Annotated in this window: 21 protein-coding genes; 18 read left to right on the top strand and 3 right to left on the bottom strand. The window is 39.5% G+C overall.

Annotated features, from left to right (window positions below; translation table 11 throughout):
* Positions 1 to 3 precede the first annotated feature (3 nt).
* Both LBC_RS01890 and modB read left to right on the top strand, forming a co-directional pair.
* Positions 4 to 2262, top strand: a complete 2259-nt coding sequence (locus LBC_RS01890; RefSeq protein WP_260173424.1) for an RND family transporter — start codon at positions 4 to 6, stop codon at positions 2260 to 2262.
* A gap of 63 nt (positions 2263 to 2325) precedes the next feature.
* Positions 2326 to 3006, top strand: a complete 681-nt coding sequence (modB, locus tag LBC_RS01885; RefSeq protein ID WP_260173423.1) for a molybdate ABC transporter permease subunit — start codon at positions 2326 to 2328, stop codon at positions 3004 to 3006.
* Here the strand turns inward: modB and ybaK are convergent.
* Entirely contained in the window at positions 2999 to 3484 is a 486-nt protein-coding gene (gene ybaK / locus LBC_RS01880; protein WP_221254429.1) for a Cys-tRNA(Pro) deacylase, read from the bottom strand. The genes modB and ybaK overlap by 8 nt on opposite strands.
* A gap of 111 nt (positions 3485 to 3595) precedes the next feature.
* Here ybaK and LBC_RS01875 point away from each other — a divergent pair, with 111 nt between their 5' ends.
* From LBC_RS01875 to LBC_RS01850, 6 genes are all read left to right on the top strand, one after another.
* Entirely contained in the window at positions 3596 to 3880 is a 285-nt protein-coding gene (locus LBC_RS01875; RefSeq protein ID WP_221254428.1) for an NADH-quinone oxidoreductase subunit I, read from the top strand.
* Positions 3881 to 3981: 101 nt separating this feature from the next.
* Entirely contained in the window at positions 3982 to 4395 is a 414-nt protein-coding gene (gene ndk, locus LBC_RS01870; protein WP_221254427.1) for a nucleoside-diphosphate kinase, read from the top strand.
* A 3-nt stretch (positions 4396 to 4398) separates the two neighbouring features.
* A complete protein-coding gene (locus LBC_RS01865; RefSeq protein ID WP_221254426.1) occupies positions 4399 to 4761 on the top strand; it encodes a DUF177 domain-containing protein in 363 nt (120 codons plus the stop codon).
* Between the two features lie 10 nt (positions 4762 to 4771).
* Positions 4772 to 4918 (top strand): 50S ribosomal protein L32, encoded by a 147-nt coding sequence (gene rpmF, locus LBC_RS01860; protein ID WP_221254425.1) that lies wholly within the window; start codon positions 4772 to 4774, stop codon positions 4916 to 4918.
* Positions 4919 to 4923: 5 nt separating this feature from the next.
* A complete protein-coding gene (gene plsX / locus LBC_RS01855; protein ID WP_221254424.1) occupies positions 4924 to 5925 on the top strand; it encodes a phosphate acyltransferase PlsX in 1002 nt (333 codons plus the stop codon).
* The gene (locus tag LBC_RS01850; RefSeq protein ID WP_221254423.1) at positions 5918 to 6910 is read left to right on the top strand and encodes a beta-ketoacyl-ACP synthase III; all 993 of its coding nucleotides are present in this window, start codon (positions 5918 to 5920) and stop codon (positions 6908 to 6910) included. Before plsX ends, LBC_RS01850 begins: the two co-directional genes overlap by 8 nt.
* A 490-nt stretch (positions 6911 to 7400) precedes the next feature.
* Here LBC_RS01850 and LBC_RS01845 read toward each other — a convergent pair whose 3' ends face one another.
* Positions 7401 to 7811 carry a hypothetical protein gene (locus tag LBC_RS01845; RefSeq protein WP_221254422.1) on the bottom strand — a complete coding sequence of 137 codons (411 nt, stop codon included), beginning with the start codon at positions 7809 to 7811 and terminating at the stop codon, positions 7401 to 7403.
* 160 nt (positions 7812 to 7971) lie between these two features.
* Here LBC_RS01845 and LBC_RS01840 point away from each other — a divergent pair, with 160 nt between their 5' ends.
* The 9 genes from LBC_RS01840 to LBC_RS01805 all read left to right on the top strand — a co-directional run bounded on the left by LBC_RS01840 (position 7972) and on the right by LBC_RS01805 (position 15162).
* On the top strand, positions 7972 to 9210 hold the full coding sequence (locus LBC_RS01840) for a saccharopine dehydrogenase family protein (RefSeq protein ID WP_221254421.1): 1239 nt from the start codon (positions 7972 to 7974) through the stop codon (positions 9208 to 9210).
* Positions 9211 to 9227: 17 nt separating this feature from the next.
* Complete coding sequence (locus LBC_RS01835; RefSeq protein WP_221254420.1) at positions 9228 to 9659, top strand: hypothetical protein; 432 nt, start codon at positions 9228 to 9230, stop codon at positions 9657 to 9659.
* A gap of 119 nt (positions 9660 to 9778) precedes the next feature.
* Complete coding sequence (locus tag LBC_RS09105) at positions 9779 to 10135, top strand: nitroreductase family protein (protein ID WP_311721042.1); 357 nt, start codon at positions 9779 to 9781, stop codon at positions 10133 to 10135.
* Positions 10119 to 10406 (top strand): nitroreductase family protein, encoded by a 288-nt coding sequence (locus tag LBC_RS09100; protein WP_311721254.1) that lies wholly within the window; start codon positions 10119 to 10121, stop codon positions 10404 to 10406. The genes LBC_RS09105 and LBC_RS09100 overlap by 17 nt, the downstream gene beginning before the upstream one ends.
* Before the next feature lie 11 nt (positions 10407 to 10417).
* Complete coding sequence (locus LBC_RS09160) at positions 10418 to 10870, top strand: helix-hairpin-helix domain-containing protein (RefSeq protein ID WP_221254419.1); 453 nt, start codon at positions 10418 to 10420, stop codon at positions 10868 to 10870.
* 34 nt (positions 10871 to 10904) lie between these two features.
* Positions 10905 to 11096, top strand: coding sequence for a CrcB family protein (locus tag LBC_RS01820; protein ID WP_221254418.1), 192 nt, complete (start codon positions 10905 to 10907; stop codon positions 11094 to 11096).
* A 144-nt stretch (positions 11097 to 11240) separates the two neighbouring features.
* Positions 11241 to 12569, top strand: coding sequence for an L-seryl-tRNA(Sec) selenium transferase (gene selA, locus LBC_RS01815; RefSeq protein WP_221254417.1), 1329 nt, complete (start codon positions 11241 to 11243; stop codon positions 12567 to 12569).
* Complete coding sequence (selB, locus tag LBC_RS01810) at positions 12566 to 14380, top strand: selenocysteine-specific translation elongation factor (RefSeq protein WP_221254416.1); 1815 nt, start codon at positions 12566 to 12568, stop codon at positions 14378 to 14380. Before selA ends, selB begins: the two co-directional genes overlap by 4 nt.
* A 71-nt stretch (positions 14381 to 14451) precedes the next feature.
* Positions 14452 to 15162, top strand: a complete 711-nt coding sequence (locus LBC_RS01805; protein ID WP_221254415.1) for a histidine kinase — start codon at positions 14452 to 14454, stop codon at positions 15160 to 15162.
* Here LBC_RS01805 and LBC_RS01800 read toward each other — a convergent pair whose 3' ends face one another.
* The gene (locus LBC_RS01800; RefSeq protein WP_260173422.1) at positions 15163 to 16065 is read right to left on the bottom strand and encodes a methylenetetrahydrofolate reductase; all 903 of its coding nucleotides are present in this window, start codon (positions 16063 to 16065) and stop codon (positions 15163 to 15165) included.
* Between the two features lie 529 nt (positions 16066 to 16594).
* On the opposite strand from LBC_RS01800, the gene LBC_RS01795 reads away from it, so the two are divergent.
* Positions 16595 to 17332: a DUF3944 domain-containing protein gene (locus LBC_RS01795; protein WP_221254923.1), complete on the top strand. Its 738-nt coding sequence runs from the start codon at positions 16595 to 16597 to the stop codon at positions 17330 to 17332.
* The last annotated feature ends 696 nt before the right edge of the window (positions 17333 to 18028 follow it).

Raw genomic sequence — 18028 nt, 5'->3', positions numbered from 1 at the left:
ATAGTGCTTATAGCTTTTGCGATAATTGGCGCAGTAATGGCGTTTTATGCCACACGCCTTGGTATAGACGCCTCAAGCCAGACACTCCTAAAAGAGGCAGACCCAGACTTAAAAGCTTGGCAGGAGATGAGTAAGCACTATACGCTAAATGACTTTTTAGTCATAGCCTACTCACCAAAATCAGACTTATTAAGTAATGAGAGCCTAAACACAATAGCTCAAATAAGTGATGAATTATCAAAAATAGACGGCACCAAAGGCGTAACCTCGATACTTACAGTCCCACTTTTAAAAAGCGTAAAAGGCGGAGTAAGTGGGCTTTTAAATGGCATAAAAAGCCTAAAAGATAAAGACATAAATAAACAACAAGCAAGACTTGAGCTAGAAAATAGTCCTATTTATACAAATAATATAGTAAGCAAAGATTTAAAAACCACCGCTATTATTTTAAATTTAAAGCCAAATCTAAGCAGGCAAGAACAGGCAAACCTAATATCAAATGTAAGAGCCGTGCTAGCAAATTTTAACCCTCAAGATAAGCTTTATCTAGGTGGGGCTAGCATGATAGCAAACGATATGATAGAGTTTATTAGCCGCGATTTAAAGGTCTATGCTATCGCGTTAAGCGTGCTTTTGGCTATTTGTTTGTGGCTATTTTTTAAACGAATACGCTGGGTGTGGCTGGCTATATTTATCTGCACAGCTTCGGTAATTTTCTCGGCTGGGGCATTTGCTATGGCTGGCTGGCAAATAACAGCTGTTAGCTCAAATTTTATCGCAATTGAATTAATCATTACAATCTCAATAATAATCCATCTAATCTGCACCTACAACGAGATCTCCCGCCTGCACCCTAGCCTAAGCGCAAAAGCCCTAACCTACCTAACCCTGCAAAAAAAGGCAAGTCCGTCATTTTGGGCGATATTCACCACCGTTGTAGGATTTGCTTCGCTTTGCATTTCAGATATAAAGCCTGTGATGATGCTTGGGGTTATGATGAGTTTAAGCGTAGCTATGTCGCTTGTACTATCTTTTTTGCTTTTTGGGGCGATTTGTGCGCTTTTGCCAACTTTAAAAGCTAGGACAAGCAGTGGATTATCCCTACAAAACTTTACCCAAAAAGCCTCAAGCATAGCTATTAAAAGTCCGACTTTTATCTTTATGATATGCTTTTTTACGCTGGCTTTTAGCGCATGGGGTATTAGCCAGTTAAGGGCTGAAAATAGCTTTATCTCGTATTTTTCAAAAGACACTGAAATCTCAAAAGGAATGCTAATAATAGATAATGATTTAGGTGGGACAATACCACTTGATGTGGTTGTTAAATTTAAGCAAGATAGTAAAAATACAAGCCAAAGCGAGAATGAATTTGAAGATGAGTTTAGCGATAACGACGATAAATACTGGTTTAACGCAAAACGTGTAAGAGTAGCAAAAGAGGTGCATGAATATCTAGCTTTTAATAAATTTATAGGCTCTGTGCTATCGCTTAATACAATCGTAAATATAATTATCGAGCTTGAGGGCAAGGCTAGTGGATTTATCCTGGCTGCGATGAAAGAAAATATGCCGCAAAATTACGCAAAAATCCTACTAGACCCCTACGTAAATATTGATAAAGGCGAGCTTAGATTTAGCGTAAGAGTAAAGGACAGTGACCCTAGTCTAAGACGAAATGAATTTATAAAAAACCTAAAACTAGGACTAGACGAGATAGCGCAAAAAGAGAATGTAAAAATAGAAGTACTTGGCGCAATGATACTTTATAATAACGTCCTGCAAAGCCTTGTAAAAAGCCAACTAGAGACTATTTTAATAACCATATTGGCGCTATTTGTTCTATTTATTTTTGTGTTTAAATCGCTTAAAATAGCCATAATAGCCATAATCAGCAACCTAATTCCACTCGTGCTTGTGTTTGGCATTATGGGGGCGCTTGATATACCGCTTGATGTGATGAGTATTACCATAGCCGCCATCGCTTACGGAATAGGCGTAGATGACATAATCCACTACATACACAGATACCTAAGCGAGCGTGCTAGCCACGATATTAAAACCTCCATAAAAAGAGCAAGTAAAGGCATAGGAAGTGCCATGTTTTACACCTCTGCGGCTATTTTCGTGGGGTTTGGCGTGATGATGAGTAGTGAGTTTGTGCCGACTGTTTACTTTGGTGGACTTATATGTCTTGTTATGGTAGTCATGCTAGTCTCAGCCCTTACTTTATTGCCCGCCATGCTTTATAAATTTAAAGCTTAGGGTGGCTTAAGCACTTTTAGATATACTTTTGCTAAATATAAAAGTCTATACTAAGGAAACCTCGTGCTAGAGCCGCTTTTGGGTATAAATTTAGAGCCATTTTATCTATCTATAAAGTTATCTTTTATCACAACTGTGATGCTTTTTTTAATCCTTATAATACCATCATACGCTCTAGCTAGAACAAATTTTAAAGGCAAAAGCATAGTTCTTGCGCTATTATCCCTGCCCATAGTCATGCCGCCTTCAGTGCTTGGCTTTTACTTGCTCATTATCTTTTCGCCCTACTCGGCACTTGGCGCATTTTTAGAAGGCGCTTTTAATATTAGATTAGTCTTTAGCTTTTCTGGTCTAGTGGTGGCTAGCTGCATATACTCACTGCCATTTATGCTTCAGCCTCTAATAGCAGGCTTTCAAAGCCTACCAAAGAGCCTTTTTGAAGCTAGCTACTCACTAGGCAAAAGCCGCCTAAACACCCTAATACACGTAGCCCTACCCAGCATAAAGCCTAGTATTTTATCTGCCCTCGTTATTACTTTTGCGCATACTATGGGCGAATTTGGAGTGGTTTTGCTAATAGGTGGTAGCGTGGAAAATCAGACAAAAGTCGCCAGCATTGCTATATTTGAAGCGGTCGAGATGCTTGATTTTAAAACGGCACACTTTTACTCATTTATACTGCTAGCTATTAGTTTTTTAGTGCTTTTTACCATGTATCTAACAAAAAACACTAAAGCTATCTAGCTATACCAGCAAAGCTCGCCCTAGTCGCAAGAGCCAAATCCTTTACACAAAGCTCTATCTGCTTACCCCTAACTCCAGCACTTATTAGAATTTTATCCATTTTAAGAGCACGCTCATCAATAAAAGTGCTAAAATGTTTTTTCATCGCTAGCGGCGAGCAGCCACCCCTAATATAGCCAGTAACTCTCTCTAAATCCTTCAAAGCAAGAAGCGAACAACGCTTTAAACCAGCCGCCACAGCTAAAGCCTTTAAATCAAGCTCCAAATCCCCCCGCAAGCATGCCACCACATACTTATCATCAGATTGGCACACGATGGTTTTATAAACCATAGCTATATCCTTGCCCACAACGCTAGCCACATGCACCGCGCTTAAATCGCTCTCATCGACTTCATATTCGTGCATTTCATACACGATTTTTAGCCTATCTAGCTCGCGTGCAGCGTTTGTTTTTTGTATATTTTGCCTTTTTGACATAATTTTTCCTTAAAATTTTTTTGTAATTTTATCAAAATCAGATAAAATTTATCGAACTTTTAAGATAAAATTTGATAAGCTTAAGCTCTATTTTGATAAAAGGAGACTTCAATGTCAGTAAAAATCACAGATATTTGCATAGCCTGTGGCTCATGCATAGATGAATGCCCAGTAAGCGCAATCGTAGACGATAGCGATAACCCAACAGGTGCAGACGCATATTATGTATATGCAGACAAATGCGTAGAGTGCGTTGGCTATAACGACGAGCCAGCCTGTGCTTCAGCCTGTCCTACCGATGGCTGTATAGTATGGGATGCTCCATATGCAGGTCAGCCATCACGCGATGAAATCGGCGCTGATATGAGAACTGGCTCAACTCCAGTAATCGGCTAATCACTGAAAGTAGGCTATCTTTAGCCTACTTTTGACTTTTTTTATTTTTTTTATTATAATCGCATATTCAAACCACTTTTAAACCTCTTTAAGGACATTAAATGCAACAAACACTATCTATCATAAAACCTGACGCAGTCAAAAAAGGTGTTATAGGTAAAATAATAGACAGATTTGAATGCAATGGACTACGTATAGCAGCTATGAAAAAACTTCGCCTAAGCAAGGACGATGCGGCTAAATTTTATGAAGTACATAAAGATAGACCGTTTTTTAAGGATTTAGTCGAATTTATGAGTAGCGGAGAGGTCGTAGTCATGGTGCTTGAGGGTGAAAATGCGGTAGTAAAAAATCGCGAATTAATGGGTGCGACTAATCCAAAAGAAGCTGCCGCTGGCACGATAAGAGCTGATTTTGCTGATAGCATAGACGCTAATGCCGTACACGGAAGTGATAGCGATGAAAATGCTAAGATAGAAATTGCATTTTTCTTTGCAAAAAGAGAGATTTTTTAAGCCTTGAAGATAGCCTTTTTAAAAATAGCTCCAACTCCTACCCCTTTTGAGATAGAAAAAGATGGCGTTAAATTTATAGGGACTTTATCACGCAAAAATCACTCTTTAATAAAATGCTACGGAAAGATACAAGGCAAGATAGAGCACAGCTGTGATAGGTGTGGTGCTGATATAATGCTTGATTTAAACGAGCAAATATCACTATTACTAAGCGATGGCGAGTACCAAGATAGCGAGGGAGAACTAGCGGATGTAATAGAGTTTTTTAACGGCTTTATAGATCTTGACGAAGTACTTTTAAGCGAGATTGAGTCATACAAAAGCGATTATTTTTATTGTGATAAATGCAAATCAAATTTAATATAAAGGATATAAAATGGCAGTACCTAAGCGAAGAGTGAGCCACACACGTGCAGCAAAGAGAAGAACACACTACAAAGTTACTCTACCTATACCAGTAAAAGATAAAGACGGCTCTTGGAAGATGCCTCACCGCGTTAACAAAACAACAGGTCAATACTAAAAACTATGTTGCGTATCGCTATTGACGCTATGGGTGGCGACTTTGGTGCCGAGCCTATTATAGACGGTGCCCTTAAAGCATTAAGCGAGAGAGCCGATTTTGAGGCTATTTTAGTTGGAGATAGCGATGTGCTAAAACCCTTAATAGGGGATAAATTTAAAGATAGGGTTAAATTTGTAAAAACTAGCGACGTTATACAGATGCACGAAGGTGCAACAGACGCACTAAAACGCAAAGATAGCACTATATATAAAGCAATAGAACTAGCTAAAAATGGCGAAGCTGACGCAGTGGTTTCGGCTGGACACAGCGGAGCTACCATGAGCCTAGCCACACTTAAAATAGGTAGAATAGATGGGGTTTTGCGCCCTGCGATAGCCACACTCATGCCTACTTCTAATGCTAGCACCTCACTTGTGCTTGATGTAGGGGCAAATGTAGACTGTAAAGCTGAGCATCTATTTCAGTTTGGCGTAATGGGAAATGCCTATGCTAAATGCGTAATGGCCAGACAAAAACCTAAAGTCGGTCTTTTGTCAAATGGTGAAGAAAGTAGCAAAGGAAACGACGTAAGTAAAGAGGCGTTTGAGTTACTTAAAAAAATACAAAACTTCACAGGCAATGCTGAGGGCGGACAGGTATTTGACGGTAGCGTTGATGTCGTGGTTTGCGATGGTTTTATAGGCAATATCTTACTAAAAACTAGCGAGGGTGTGGCAGAGGCCATAAGCACCATAATCAAAAAAAGCGTGAAGTCATCTCTTATTGCAACACTTGGTGCGTTACTAATGAGAAGTGTATTTAAAGGGCTTAAAAAGCAGATAAGCTACGATGAATACGGCGGTGCTCCACTTTTAGGGGTCAATGGCTATGTGATAATAAGCCACGGCAAAAGCAACGCCAAAGCGATAAAAAATGCTATATTTCAGGCTATAAATTTTGCAAGCTCTGATATAAATAAGACTATCGAGCAAGAACTCAAAGACTTTAAGAGCCAAAATGCCTAAAGCCTCAATGCTATCAATAGGAGCATACGCTCCACCAAAAATTCTTACAAATGCAGATCTTGAAAAGCTAGTAGATACAAGCGATGAGTGGATATTAAAGCGCACAGGAATAAAAGAACGTAGAATAGCCGAAAATGAAGTAACCAGTGAACTAGGCGCAAAAGCAGCCGAGCAGGCTATCCTAAGAGCAGGCATACAAAAAGAGCAAATAGACGCCATTATCTGCGCTAGTATTTCGCCTGATTTTTTCTGTATGCCATCAACTGCAACCGCAATAGCCCATCGTATAGGGTTAAAAAGCGGCATAACAGCATTTGATATAAGTGCGGCTTGTACTGGCTTTATCTACCTATTAGAGCTAGCTAAAAGCTTGGTTGAAAGCGGTGCAAAAAAATATGTCCTAATAGTAGGCGCAGAAAAATTAAGCTCCATAATAGACTACACCGACAGAAGTACTTGCGTATTATTTGGTGATGGCGCAGGCGCGGCAGTAATAGGCGCAAACGAAGAAAACGAGATAATCGACGTACATACAGCAAGCGACGGCAAATACGGAGATTTACTAATCACTCCAGGTTGCGGTAGCGTCTATCCATCAAGCGATCCGCTTACCTTTGAAAAACGCCTTAACTACCTACACATGTCTGGCAACGAAGTATTCAAAATAGCCGTACAAACACTAACGCGTGATGTAGTTGAGATAATGCAAAAAAACAAAATCTCAAGCGAGCAAATCGATCTTTTCATACCTCATCAGGCAAATTTAAGAATCATTGATGCAGTCAAGCAAAGACTAAATTTCACAAGCGAACAGTGCGTGTTAACGGTCGATAAATACGGTAATACAAGCAGTGCATCAATACCCATGGCAATAAATGAAGCCTATGAAAGCGGTAAATTAAAAAATGGCTCACTAATGCTACTTGATGCCTTTGGCGGTGGCTTTACGTGGGGGTCTGCTTTACTTAAATTTGGTGGAAAATAGACTTAAGCCTAAAATCCCAGAAGCTTCAATCCCTAAAACAAACAATAATAAATTCTACACTATTAATCTTTCATACACTCAAATATTCCACAAAATAATAAGTATAGCAGATATTGTTTGTCGCGGCTCCTTAGACTGGTTTAATCTGACTTATCGTAAATTAAACTAAGCCAAAAAATACTTTTTATCCATCTTAAAGCCTTTAAATTTTAATCACAAAAATAGCTTTTTTAAATTTAAAAATTCAGATAAAGCCATTTGGATTTAAAGCATGCTATAAATTTGCACTTAAAATATTGCATGTGCCACGCAAGCTATGCACGTAGCATAAAAATTAGTTGCTTGCTTGTTTAGCGTGTTTTAGCCAGCACAGCGTAGCTACCAATAAGGAAAACTATTCATAGGTTTTGCGCTTTCAATAAAATGTTTGTTAAGAAATTATCAAGCTAGCAATATAATGTTTTATAAACAGTACTATATTATAAAAAAGCTATTTTCTATACTTTTCGCACTCAAGCTTACTTATTTTAAAATCAAAAAGCAACCTGCCATTTTGCGTATAAAACCCATGCCAAAGCAACACACCTTGCTCAAACATCTGCCACACCTCGCCATCAGCACACACCTGCGTTAACGCACTTTGGTACAGCTTTTGCGAGTACTGCTTTAGCTCCTCGTTATTAAAGCGACTTGGGGCGGAGCGCTTTGTGTCGTTGATATGATAGCGGTAAAAAAGCCTATTGCTAATATCTAACAAGTCCACAAGCTCTGTATATTCATCAATCCTATAAGGCAGGCGTTTATGATAATAATCTGCATACTTAGCTGCTGGCGAAATTGGCGGAGGATTTTGACTACTTAGAGGTGCTATAGCTAAAAGTAAAATAAAAAAATATTTCATAAAAGTCAAAAAGCAAAAATCGCTCCAAATCAGCCCAACATCATATAAATTTAAATAAATTTTAAAACCTTTACCACCTAAAGCTAGCCCCTAATAAAGCTAAAATTATTCACTTTTTTGTTATAATCGCACATTAAATTTAAGCTTAAAAAGGACAAAAATGGCACATATCCTAATCATCGGCGCAGGTGGAGTCAGCCGTGTGGCGACCACAAAATGCGCAATGAACGCAGACACATTTACCCACATCACCCTAGCAAGCCGCACCAAAAGTAAGTGCGACGAGATAGCAGCCTTTATAAAAGACCGCTTGGGAGTAGCGATAGATACCGCCGCTATCGACGCAGACGATACGGACGCAGTCGTGGCACTAATTAAAAAAACTGGCGCAGATTTACTGCTAAACGTCGCTCTGCCCTATCAAGACCTAACGCTAATGGACGCTTGCGTCCGTGCTGGCATACCATACATCGACACCGCAAACTACGAACACCCAGACACGGCTAAGTTTGAATACAAGCTTCAGTGGGCAAAGGACGAAGCGTTTAAAAAAGCTGGCACTATGGCACTTCTTGGCAGCGGCTTTGACCCAGGCGTTACCAACGTATTTTGCGCCTACGCACAGCAGAATTTATTCGATGAAATAAACGAGATTGACATACTTGATTGTAACGCGGGCGACCACGGATACGCATTTGCGACGAATTTTAACCCAGAAATCAACCTGCGAGAAGTAAGCAGCAAGGGCAGATACTGGCAGGATGGCGAGTGGATAGAGACCCGCCCTATGCAGATTGGCTTTAAATGGGAGTATCCAGAAGTGGGCGTAAAGGATAGCTACCTGCTTTATCACGAGGAGCTTGAAAGCCTGGTTAAAAACATAAAAGGGCTAAAGCGAATTCGCTTTTTTATGACCTTTGGGGCGAGCTATTTAACGCATATGAAGTGCCTAGAAAACGTGGGGCTACTACGCATCGATGAAGTAGAGCATCAGGGCAATAAAATCGTGCCTATTCAGTTTTTAAAGACCCTGCTGCCAGACCCAGCTAGCCTTGGGGCTCGCACAAAGGGGCTAACGAATATCGGCTGCGTCATACGTGGGAAAAAGGACGGCAAGGAGCGGCAAGTGTATATCTATAATGTCTGCGACCACGAAAAATGCTACGCCGAAACTGGTGCGCAGGCGGTAAGCTACACCACAGGCGTGCCTGCAATGATAGGCGCAAAGCTCGTGGCAAAGGGCATTTGGGACGGCAAGGGCGTGTTTAATATGGAAGAATTTGACGCTAAGCCATTTATGGATGAGCTAATGAGCCAGGGCTTGCCTTACAAGATAATAGAAATGACCCCAGGCGAGCGATATGAGCGTGGCGACGTGGATAGAGTGGCGGGGTATTAAAAATCAAAGGATAAAAAATGAAAAAATTTGCACTAATAATAGCGGCTTTATTTATTGTAGGTTGCGCTAGTACGCAAACCCCAACAAAAGAGCAGGCTCAAACAAAAACAGAACAAGCTCAAGCCCAAAGCACAGAGCAAGTACAGCAAAAAATAGAACAAAGCATCCCTAGTGATTTAAAAAATTACCTAGACGAGCAGGATTTGCAGTCTAAAAAAGACGCAGATGAGATAAAGGCTAAGTTTAAAAATCTAATCACAAGCGTGGAGGTTTCTGCCTTTTCAAGGGGGATAGAGGCGATTTTAACTGGGACTCGCGCCATCACTAAAAAAGAGCTAAGCCAAATAGGGACATTTTCAGCAAATGTAATAAGAAAAAACCGCCAAATCTCAGGCAAGGTAAACATTTACTACGAATTTGACGGCAAAACCCTAAAAGGCAAATATTAAAAAGATATTGTAATTAAATTTACACTCTAGGGATAGAATAAACCAAACACTACTCTTAATTAAGCCAACGCTATACTGGCTGGCTTTTTAAGCGTAGATGATAAATTTAAAGGATAGCAATGACGTTTAAAGAGAGCTTAACCTTTCGCCACGCTTGTAAAGTATTTGATGAAAGCAAAAGCATAAGCGAGGCTGATTTTAACGACATATTAGAGGCGGCTAGACTTTCGCCTAGCTCGTTTGGTTTGCAACATTGGAAGCTTTTAGTAGTAGAAAATCCAGAGCTTAGAAGCAAGCTAAGAGCGGTGTGCTGGAATCAAGCGCAAATCACAACTGCCTCAAAGCTAGTCATAGTCCTAGCGCGCATAAATGAGCTTATGCCAAATAGCGAGTACATACTAAAAACGACCGCAAAAGGCGACAAAACAAAAGAGCAACATGAGGCTTATCTAGCTAGATATAAGGGCTTTTTTTGACGCAAATATAGCTAATAATAAAGACAAGCTTTTTGGCTGGAGCAAGGCACAATGCTTTTTAGCGGCGCAAAATATGATGACGCAAGCAGCACTTCTTGGCATTGATAGTTGCCCTATTGAGGGCTTTGAGGAGGATAAGGTGCTTGAAATTTTAGGCATAGATAAGGCACTTTATAAAGTAGCACTCGTGTTGCCATTTGGTTATAGAGTGCGTGAGGCTAGTGTAAAATCAAGACACGAGCTTAACCAAATCGTAGAATATATAAAATAAAAGGAAAAATAATGTTTAAAAAACTACTTCTTAGTGCGATATTTGCTGGATTTGCAATGGCGTCTATAAATATAAACACAGCAACAAAAGAGGAACTTATGAGCTTAAAAGGCATAGGTAAGGCAAAGGCTGAGGCTATCATAGAATACAGAAAAAACAATAAATTTAAAAGTATAGATGACCTTAAAAACGTCCCTGGCATAGGCGATAAAAACTTTGATAGCTTTAAAAGCGAGCTAAGCACAACTGGAACTACTAGCATAAGCCAAAGTGCAAAAGAAAAACTAAGCGCAAAAACTAGCGAGCTAAAAGATAAAGCAAGTAGTACAGCAAAAGAGAGCAAAAAAGAGATAAGCTCAAAAATAGAAAGCAAAAAAGAAAAGACAAAACTAGACTTAGAAAAAAAGGCAAGCAAGGACAAAGATAAGCTAAAGCAAAAGCTGGATAAAGCTACTAGTAAATAATGCTCGAGCTTTTGGCTGCAACTTTGGAGGTGGTGTGGGAGCGGGCGTTAGATACGCTCTCTCGCTTGTTTTATCACAGCAATATGTGCTTGTCGTAAATTTAATAGGCTCATTTTTAGCTGGCATTGCCATAGTCATAATCCCAAATAACAATCCACAACTTAAAGCTCTTATTATTACAGGATTACTCGGTGGTCTTACGACATTTTCTAGCTTTAGTAAATGACGGCAGATACATAAATGCAGCAATAAATACCATAATTTGTGTAGTAGGCTCATTTATAGCTTGTGCGATTGGGGCTAAAATAGCGTCATTTTAAGCCAAATATGATAAAATCAAGCCCAGTAAAACAACTTACTTGGAGATTTTATGAACGAATATCAAAAGCTACCACAAATAGGCAAAATCACACAAATTCTGCCCTACCCAAATAAAAAACTTCTATCACAAATCGCTAGTAAAGTAATACAAAATGAAAGAGAAAATATAGCAAATGGTGCAACCGCCTCAAGCGAGGATGAAATAATCAAAAAAATCACACAAGAGTATGAAAAAAGCCAAAAAAAGCCAAAAAAGCTAATCAATGCCACAGGCGTAATCCTACACACAAACCTAGGCAGGGCACCTCTATCTGAAAAAATTTATGAGCTTGCAAAGGAAAATATTTGTGGATATTCGGATTTAGAGTTTGATACTCAAACTGGCAGACGAGGCGATAGATACGCATATGTAAAAAGCCTCTTTCAAAGCCTAAGCGGCTGCGATGATGCGCTAGTGGTAAATAATAATGCAGCTGCTGTATTTTTAGTGCTAAACACCCTAGCTAAAAATTTTAAAAGCATAGTAAGCAGGGGCGAGCTAGTCGAGATAGGAGGCAGCTTTAGAGTGCCTGAAGTGATGAAAGAAGCTGGCACAGAATTAGTCGAAGTAGGCACAACAAATAGGACAAATTTACAAGATTACAAAGACGCCATCACAGAGGATACAAGGCTAATCCTAAAGGTGCATAGATCAAATTTTGACATAGTCGGCTTTAGCCAAAGTGTCGATATAAAAAGCATAGCAAACCTAGCAAAAGAGCATGGCATAATTAGCTATTACGATTTAGGTAGCGGCTACGCAAGCAGGCTACCAGAGCATCTAGAAAAGGACGAACCAAGCGTACAGGAGCTACTGCTTAGTGGGGTAAATTTATTAAGCTTTAGCGGCGATAAGCTCTTTGGAAGCGTGCAGTGTGGCATAATCCTAGGCGATAAAGCCCTCATAGATAAACTCCGCAAAAACCAGCTTTTAAGAATGTTAAGGGTCGATAAAATCACGCTAAACCTCCTCGCTCTAAGTTTAGAGGCCTACTTAGAAAAAGACTATAAAGCCCTGCCTGCGCTTGAGTTTTTACACCGCAAAGACAAGGAGCTTATAGCTATGGCTAATAAGATAAATGAAGGACTTTTGCAAAAGCTAAAGCTAAGGCGCACCAGCACCTACGCTGGGGGCGGAAGCCTGCCAAATAAAGCAATAAAAACCATAGCTCTAGCCCTACAAGGCGATGCAGAGAGATTGCAGGATAAATTTAGAACCCTAGGCGTCATAGGGCGAATAGAAAATGGTGAGTTTTTGCTCGATTTAAAAGCGGTCTCACACAAAGAGATAGATGAGCTAATAATGGCTATAAATTTAATCCAAAAAGAGGAAAAATGAGCGTCATACTAGGCATAATAGGACACGTAGATCACGGCAAGACTTCACTTGTGAGGGCAATGAATGGCTTTGATGGCGATAGCACTGAGGCTGAGAAAAGTCGCGGCATTACGATAGAGTTAAGCTTTTCAAATTTAAAACAGGGCGAAAACGAGGTAAGCTTTATAGACGTCCCAGGACATGAAAGCCTGGTAAAAACCATGGTCTCTGGTGCATTTGGCTTTGATGCGGCACTATTAGTCGTAGCAGCAGATGATGGCATAATGCCTCAAAGCAAGGAGCATATGAGAGTGCTTAGCCTGCTTGGGCTAAAAGATGTAATCCTAGCTGTAAATAAGTGCGATTTAACAAGCAAAGAGCGAGCGCAAGAGGTAGCAAAAAGCGTGCATGATGAGCTTAGTACGCTTGGACTAAGGCTATTAAGTACATTTTTTACCAGCACAAAAACAGAACAAAGCATAAGCGAGCTTAAAGAATACCTGCTAAAGCTACAGCCAAAACCAAAGCAGATAAATGATATGTTTCGCTGCTATATAGATCGCTGCTTTAGCATAAAAGGCGTAGGGCAGATAGTGGCTGGGACGGTGCTTGAGGGTAGCGTTGGCGCAGGCGATAGAGTGTGGGTGTGTGATTTAGGAAAGGACGCAAACGTAAGGCAGGTACAAACCCATGAGCGTGAGATAACTAGGGCGCTAGCTGGAGAGAGGGCGGCATTAAATTTAGTCGGAGTAAGCGGACTAAGCAAGGGAATGCTATTAAGCAAAAAGGGGCTACTGCGGGGATTTTATGAGGCTGATTGCCTATTTTTAGGCGAGATTAGCCACCTATCGGACGTGCTTTTTTGTGTGGGAAGTAGGCAAGTAGGAGCAAAAGCCTTTATCCTAAGCGATAAAGACGGGCAAAAGCTAGTAAGTTTTAAATTTAAATCTCAGCTATTTTTAAAATTTAAAGATCCTTTTATCGTACTAAGAAACGGCAGGCTAATAGGGGGCGGACGAGTGCTAAATCCTATCATAGAACCTCTTAAAAAGCCACTTAAAATCGAACTTTTAAAAGCACTTGCCAAAGACGACCTTAAATCCGCATTTGAAATTTTAAAAAATGCTCATAAAAATGGCTTTGGGATAATAAGCTCATATCAAAGATTTGGGCTAACCCACACAAAAGCACTGCAAATCGCAAACACGCTAGATGATAGCTTTGTCGATGAAAAGATGCTTAATATCTATCCACTAAGTACAGTAAGCAGGGTTAAAGAATTTATAAGTTTTATAATCTCCAAAAACCAAAACGCACTACTCTCGGCTACAAGCGTAGCCTTAAAACTTGGTTGGGCAAGTGCGCTTTTAGCCCAAAAAGCCATAGACGAGCTAGAAAGCAATAAAATTTTAGAGTGCGAAAATGGCGTGTATTTTAAGCGAGGGGCTGATTTTAGCCAGATAAAAATCAAGCTAGAAAATGAAATTTATTCAATCATAAAAGATGCAGGACTAACTCCGCGAGCACCATATAATATATATGATGAACTAGAAATAGATAGAGTAAGCGGCGATAACGCTTTAAAAAAGCTAACCAAAAACAATCAAGTAATACGCCTAGCACATAATCTTTTTGTAGCTAAAACCGAGCTTGAAAAAGCCCTAAATACACTAAAAACCCTAGCCAAAAAAGAGGCTGGCGTGGGAGTGCAAGAGGTCAAGGAGGAGCTTAATCTAAGCCGAAAATACGCCATAGCCTACCTTGAAAGGCTGGACTTAGAGCCTGATATAATAAAACTATCTGATAAAAGAGTTCTAAAAAGTGAAAAATAAATGCAAAACAACAGAAAATTTAAAGTATAATTTGCTACTATAATAATAAAAAATTTTTAAAAGGATAAAAAATGAAAAAAACCTTACTATCAATAGCGGCATTCACAAGCCTAGCCTTTGGCGCAACAGACGCACAAATAGCAGACTTTTTCAGCAAAATTCTCCCACCAGATGCGAGCTTTAATATCATCTCTAAAAAAGATGTCGGTAACGGTTTTGAGCAGGTTACCTTTGAAATAAAAGGGCAAATGGACGGTAAAGAGGTAAGCCAAAAAGATATAATCTTTACAAATGGCGACTTTTTTGCTCCTGATATAATAAGCCTAAAAGATGGCAGCTCACTAAAAGATCAAGCCCAAAAGGCTCTATCAAGCCAGAGCCTGCTTCCACTTTTAAAAGCCGAGAAAAAAGAGTATATCATAAGCGTAGGAAATGATCCTAAAAAACCAACTGAGTATATGTTTACAGATCCAGAATGCCCTTACTGCCGTGCTGAGCTAGCTAGAATTGAGCAAGAGCTTAAGGATAAAAACCTAAAAATGGTACTTACTCCAGTGCATGACCGCTCAGCTCTTGAAAAAGCGGCCCTAATATACAAAGAGGTAGCAAAAGCAAAAAGCGATAGCGAAAAGGTAAAAATAATGAGAAAATACTACGCCCCATCAGCAAAGGTAGAAAAAGGTAGCGTTAGCGATGCTGAAGTAGCACGCCTTGAGGAGCTAAGGAGCAAGTATTTCCAAGCTGGGTTAAAAAGCGTACCTTATAAGATAATGGCGGAGTAATCACCGCCCAAGATAGGCTGCGATGTTTTTTAAAAGCTCATTTGCAGCCTCAATCTCCACAAGCCTAGTCGACACGCTCTCTACGTTTGCCCCCACGCTTATGCCCTTTAATCTACCATAGACAAATAAAAATTTAAACATCTCCAGACAAAGCTCGCAAGATGCGCTAAGCATATCATCGCTATTTTTTAGCCTATTAGCCAAAAAATCAGGCACGCAAATACCAAGCCAGCGCATAAATTCTAACGTACGCTCGCTACCACATGGCGTAAATGTAAAAATAAGCGGCACCCGCTCGCAGCCCAAAGAGGCATAATCATCTATAAATTTCTTAGCCGCCGCTAAATCATAAACCGCCTGAGATATAAAAAATCTGCATCCAGCGGCGACTTTTGCGGCGACTTTTAAGTGCTCATCATGCTTTAAGGTGTGTCGCTCTGGTATGCAAATGCCGCCAAGTGCGCTCTTAGCCCCACTTTTACGGTAAATATCATAAGCCTCTCCGAGTCTTGTTTTTACCCTTGAGTTTTTACTACTAGCGCCCACTAGTACCACGCTCTCACGCGAACTAATCGTGTCAAAAAATCCCTCAAGCTCCTCCTTATCATACTGACCTACCGCCTGATAAATCACAGCATCCGTCTCAAGTGCAAAATATTTACGGTAATACTCCTGTGGCGAGATTGTTTTAATAAATTCAAAAGTCCGCTCCTCGCTATTGCGCGCTGATTCGTCCTGTAAATCATAAAGCACGATGCCATCTATTGGAGCATTTTTTATCCGTACAAGTGCCCTTTTTGCTATCTCATCTATCCTAGCTGGTTCATTTGTGGACTTTGGCGGAGTCATGCCATAGAGTAAAATTCCAGCCTGATTTGCCCTTATTTTTTCACTTAGTCCCACTTTTATCCTTTGATTTTATTAGGCTCTTTTAAATCATAGTATTGTTTTTTAGTTGCAAATTTTAATCTAGGCACTAGACCAAAGCCACTGGCAATGAAAGACATCACAGCCATTATCTAGCAATGTTGGCACGATTTTTAACCATTTTAAAATATCAGCCCAGCTGTTTTTACACGGCTAGCACCACAAGAGATACACAGCTTTGCTTCACTTAGATACCTTATACTTCATTCATTTTAATAGCCTAATGCACGTACAGTAAGCAGTTTATCCCACTAAACCACTCATGCACATAGCTAAGCACCGCCTTTGAAATTTATAAAACAATACTATTGTTTAAAAGAACCTTTTATTATTAACTATCCTAATAATATATTAAATTTAATATAAATAAAAGTTTAAACTATACTAAAACATAGATTTTATTTAGTAATAATATTTATTTTATATTTAATAAAAATTAATATTATTTATCTTTTATTTACTTAAGAGGGCTATACTTTTAACAAAAGTAAACAAAAGGATATCTATGCCATATCGCAAAGACGATGATTTGGAATTTCTAGGCTCTATGAACTCTGTTGATCTTGCAGATTTAGTGCGTTGCTTAATGTATAATAAAGATGGAAACCTACGCCTAACACAGTCATTAAATGTAAGTGCTGAATACCGCAGATACGGCGATGATTATGCAAAATACTGGAAGCGCATAGCACAGGAATTACAGACGTTTGGCGCAGACTCTTTGGTCTCATTTTTGCGTGGTGGCATGGGCGTAAGATACGAGGAAATCTTAAAAGACATATGCGATAGTATTGGCGTTGGTTACTCACAAAATGAAAGCGTACAAACCATTGAACGCAGGCTTGTTGCCTTTGTACTTTCAAATGCAATTTTAAATGCTGATAAAACACAGGTAAAAGAGCTAAACATCGAATTTAAAAGTCAAAACATAGCCATACCCTATGAAAAGCTTGATGCAAATGGTAGCAACGAGATACTAAATCGCGGCGGAATAATCTCATACTGCCTAACTCTTGCTGTGGTAAATGCTGTTTGGATTGCCATTTTTAGGCACAGTCTAAGTATAGTAGACAACACTCACCCAGTCCAAGCACTCGATGGAATCATCGTACCAATAAACTGGATGCTAACCTCCCCTCAAAAAGCCATAAATATAACTGGACCAGCCTACAGAGTTACGGTGCCAGCGGTGTTTCAAATAGCGCTTTTAAGGAGCAAGTTTTCAATTGACGCAGTAGCTTAATGGGTTAAATGCCATATAGCAATGACACTTGCTAAAATTTAACTTAAACCTGCGATTAATCTTATGCCATTTTACCCAGCTCGCCTAACAGCAGCCAGCGCCAAATGCGATATAATGCCACCAAAAACCACGAAAACTTAAATATGACTAAATTTATAAAACTTCCCACACCTAACCTTAAAAAGCAAAACCTCAGTTGCGCCCGCAAAAGCGTTATTAGCTAGCAGACTAAGCAAACCTTTGTATCTATTGTGTACTTTTTGCATTTAGAAGCTTGATTTTTATTTTATCGTGCAAAACGTGAATTTTGACCTAATTTAAGCCAAAATATTGCACTTAAATTTATCTCGCAGCAAGTAAAACTAGCCGCGCATGCTATTAAAAAGGCTATTTTAAGCAATAGTATTACTTTGCAAATTTCAAAGACAAGTCCTAGCAACGTACATAAGTAGTTAGTGATGACTTTTGCGCTAAGCCCTTGCAAAAGCGTCAAAAATCACACAAGCATTGCAAAGTAATAGCGGTAATGCCGAGTCAGGCTTGTACTGCGGTTTAAATTTGTAATTATGCTTTAAAAAAGCCTTTGAAAAACAGCAAAACTTTGCTAATTAATGCTCTGTTTTGGCACAGTTTTTAAGCTATTTTATGGTACTTATTATCAAATTTACAGGATAGCTTTTTGCTTTAAAAAGCTTT

This window comes from Campylobacter sp. 19-13652 (genome assembly GCF_019702925.1).
In the GTDB taxonomy this organism is placed as follows: domain Bacteria; phylum Campylobacterota; class Campylobacteria; order Campylobacterales; family Campylobacteraceae; genus Campylobacter_A.
This window is presented reverse-complemented; position numbering and strand designations above follow the sequence as displayed.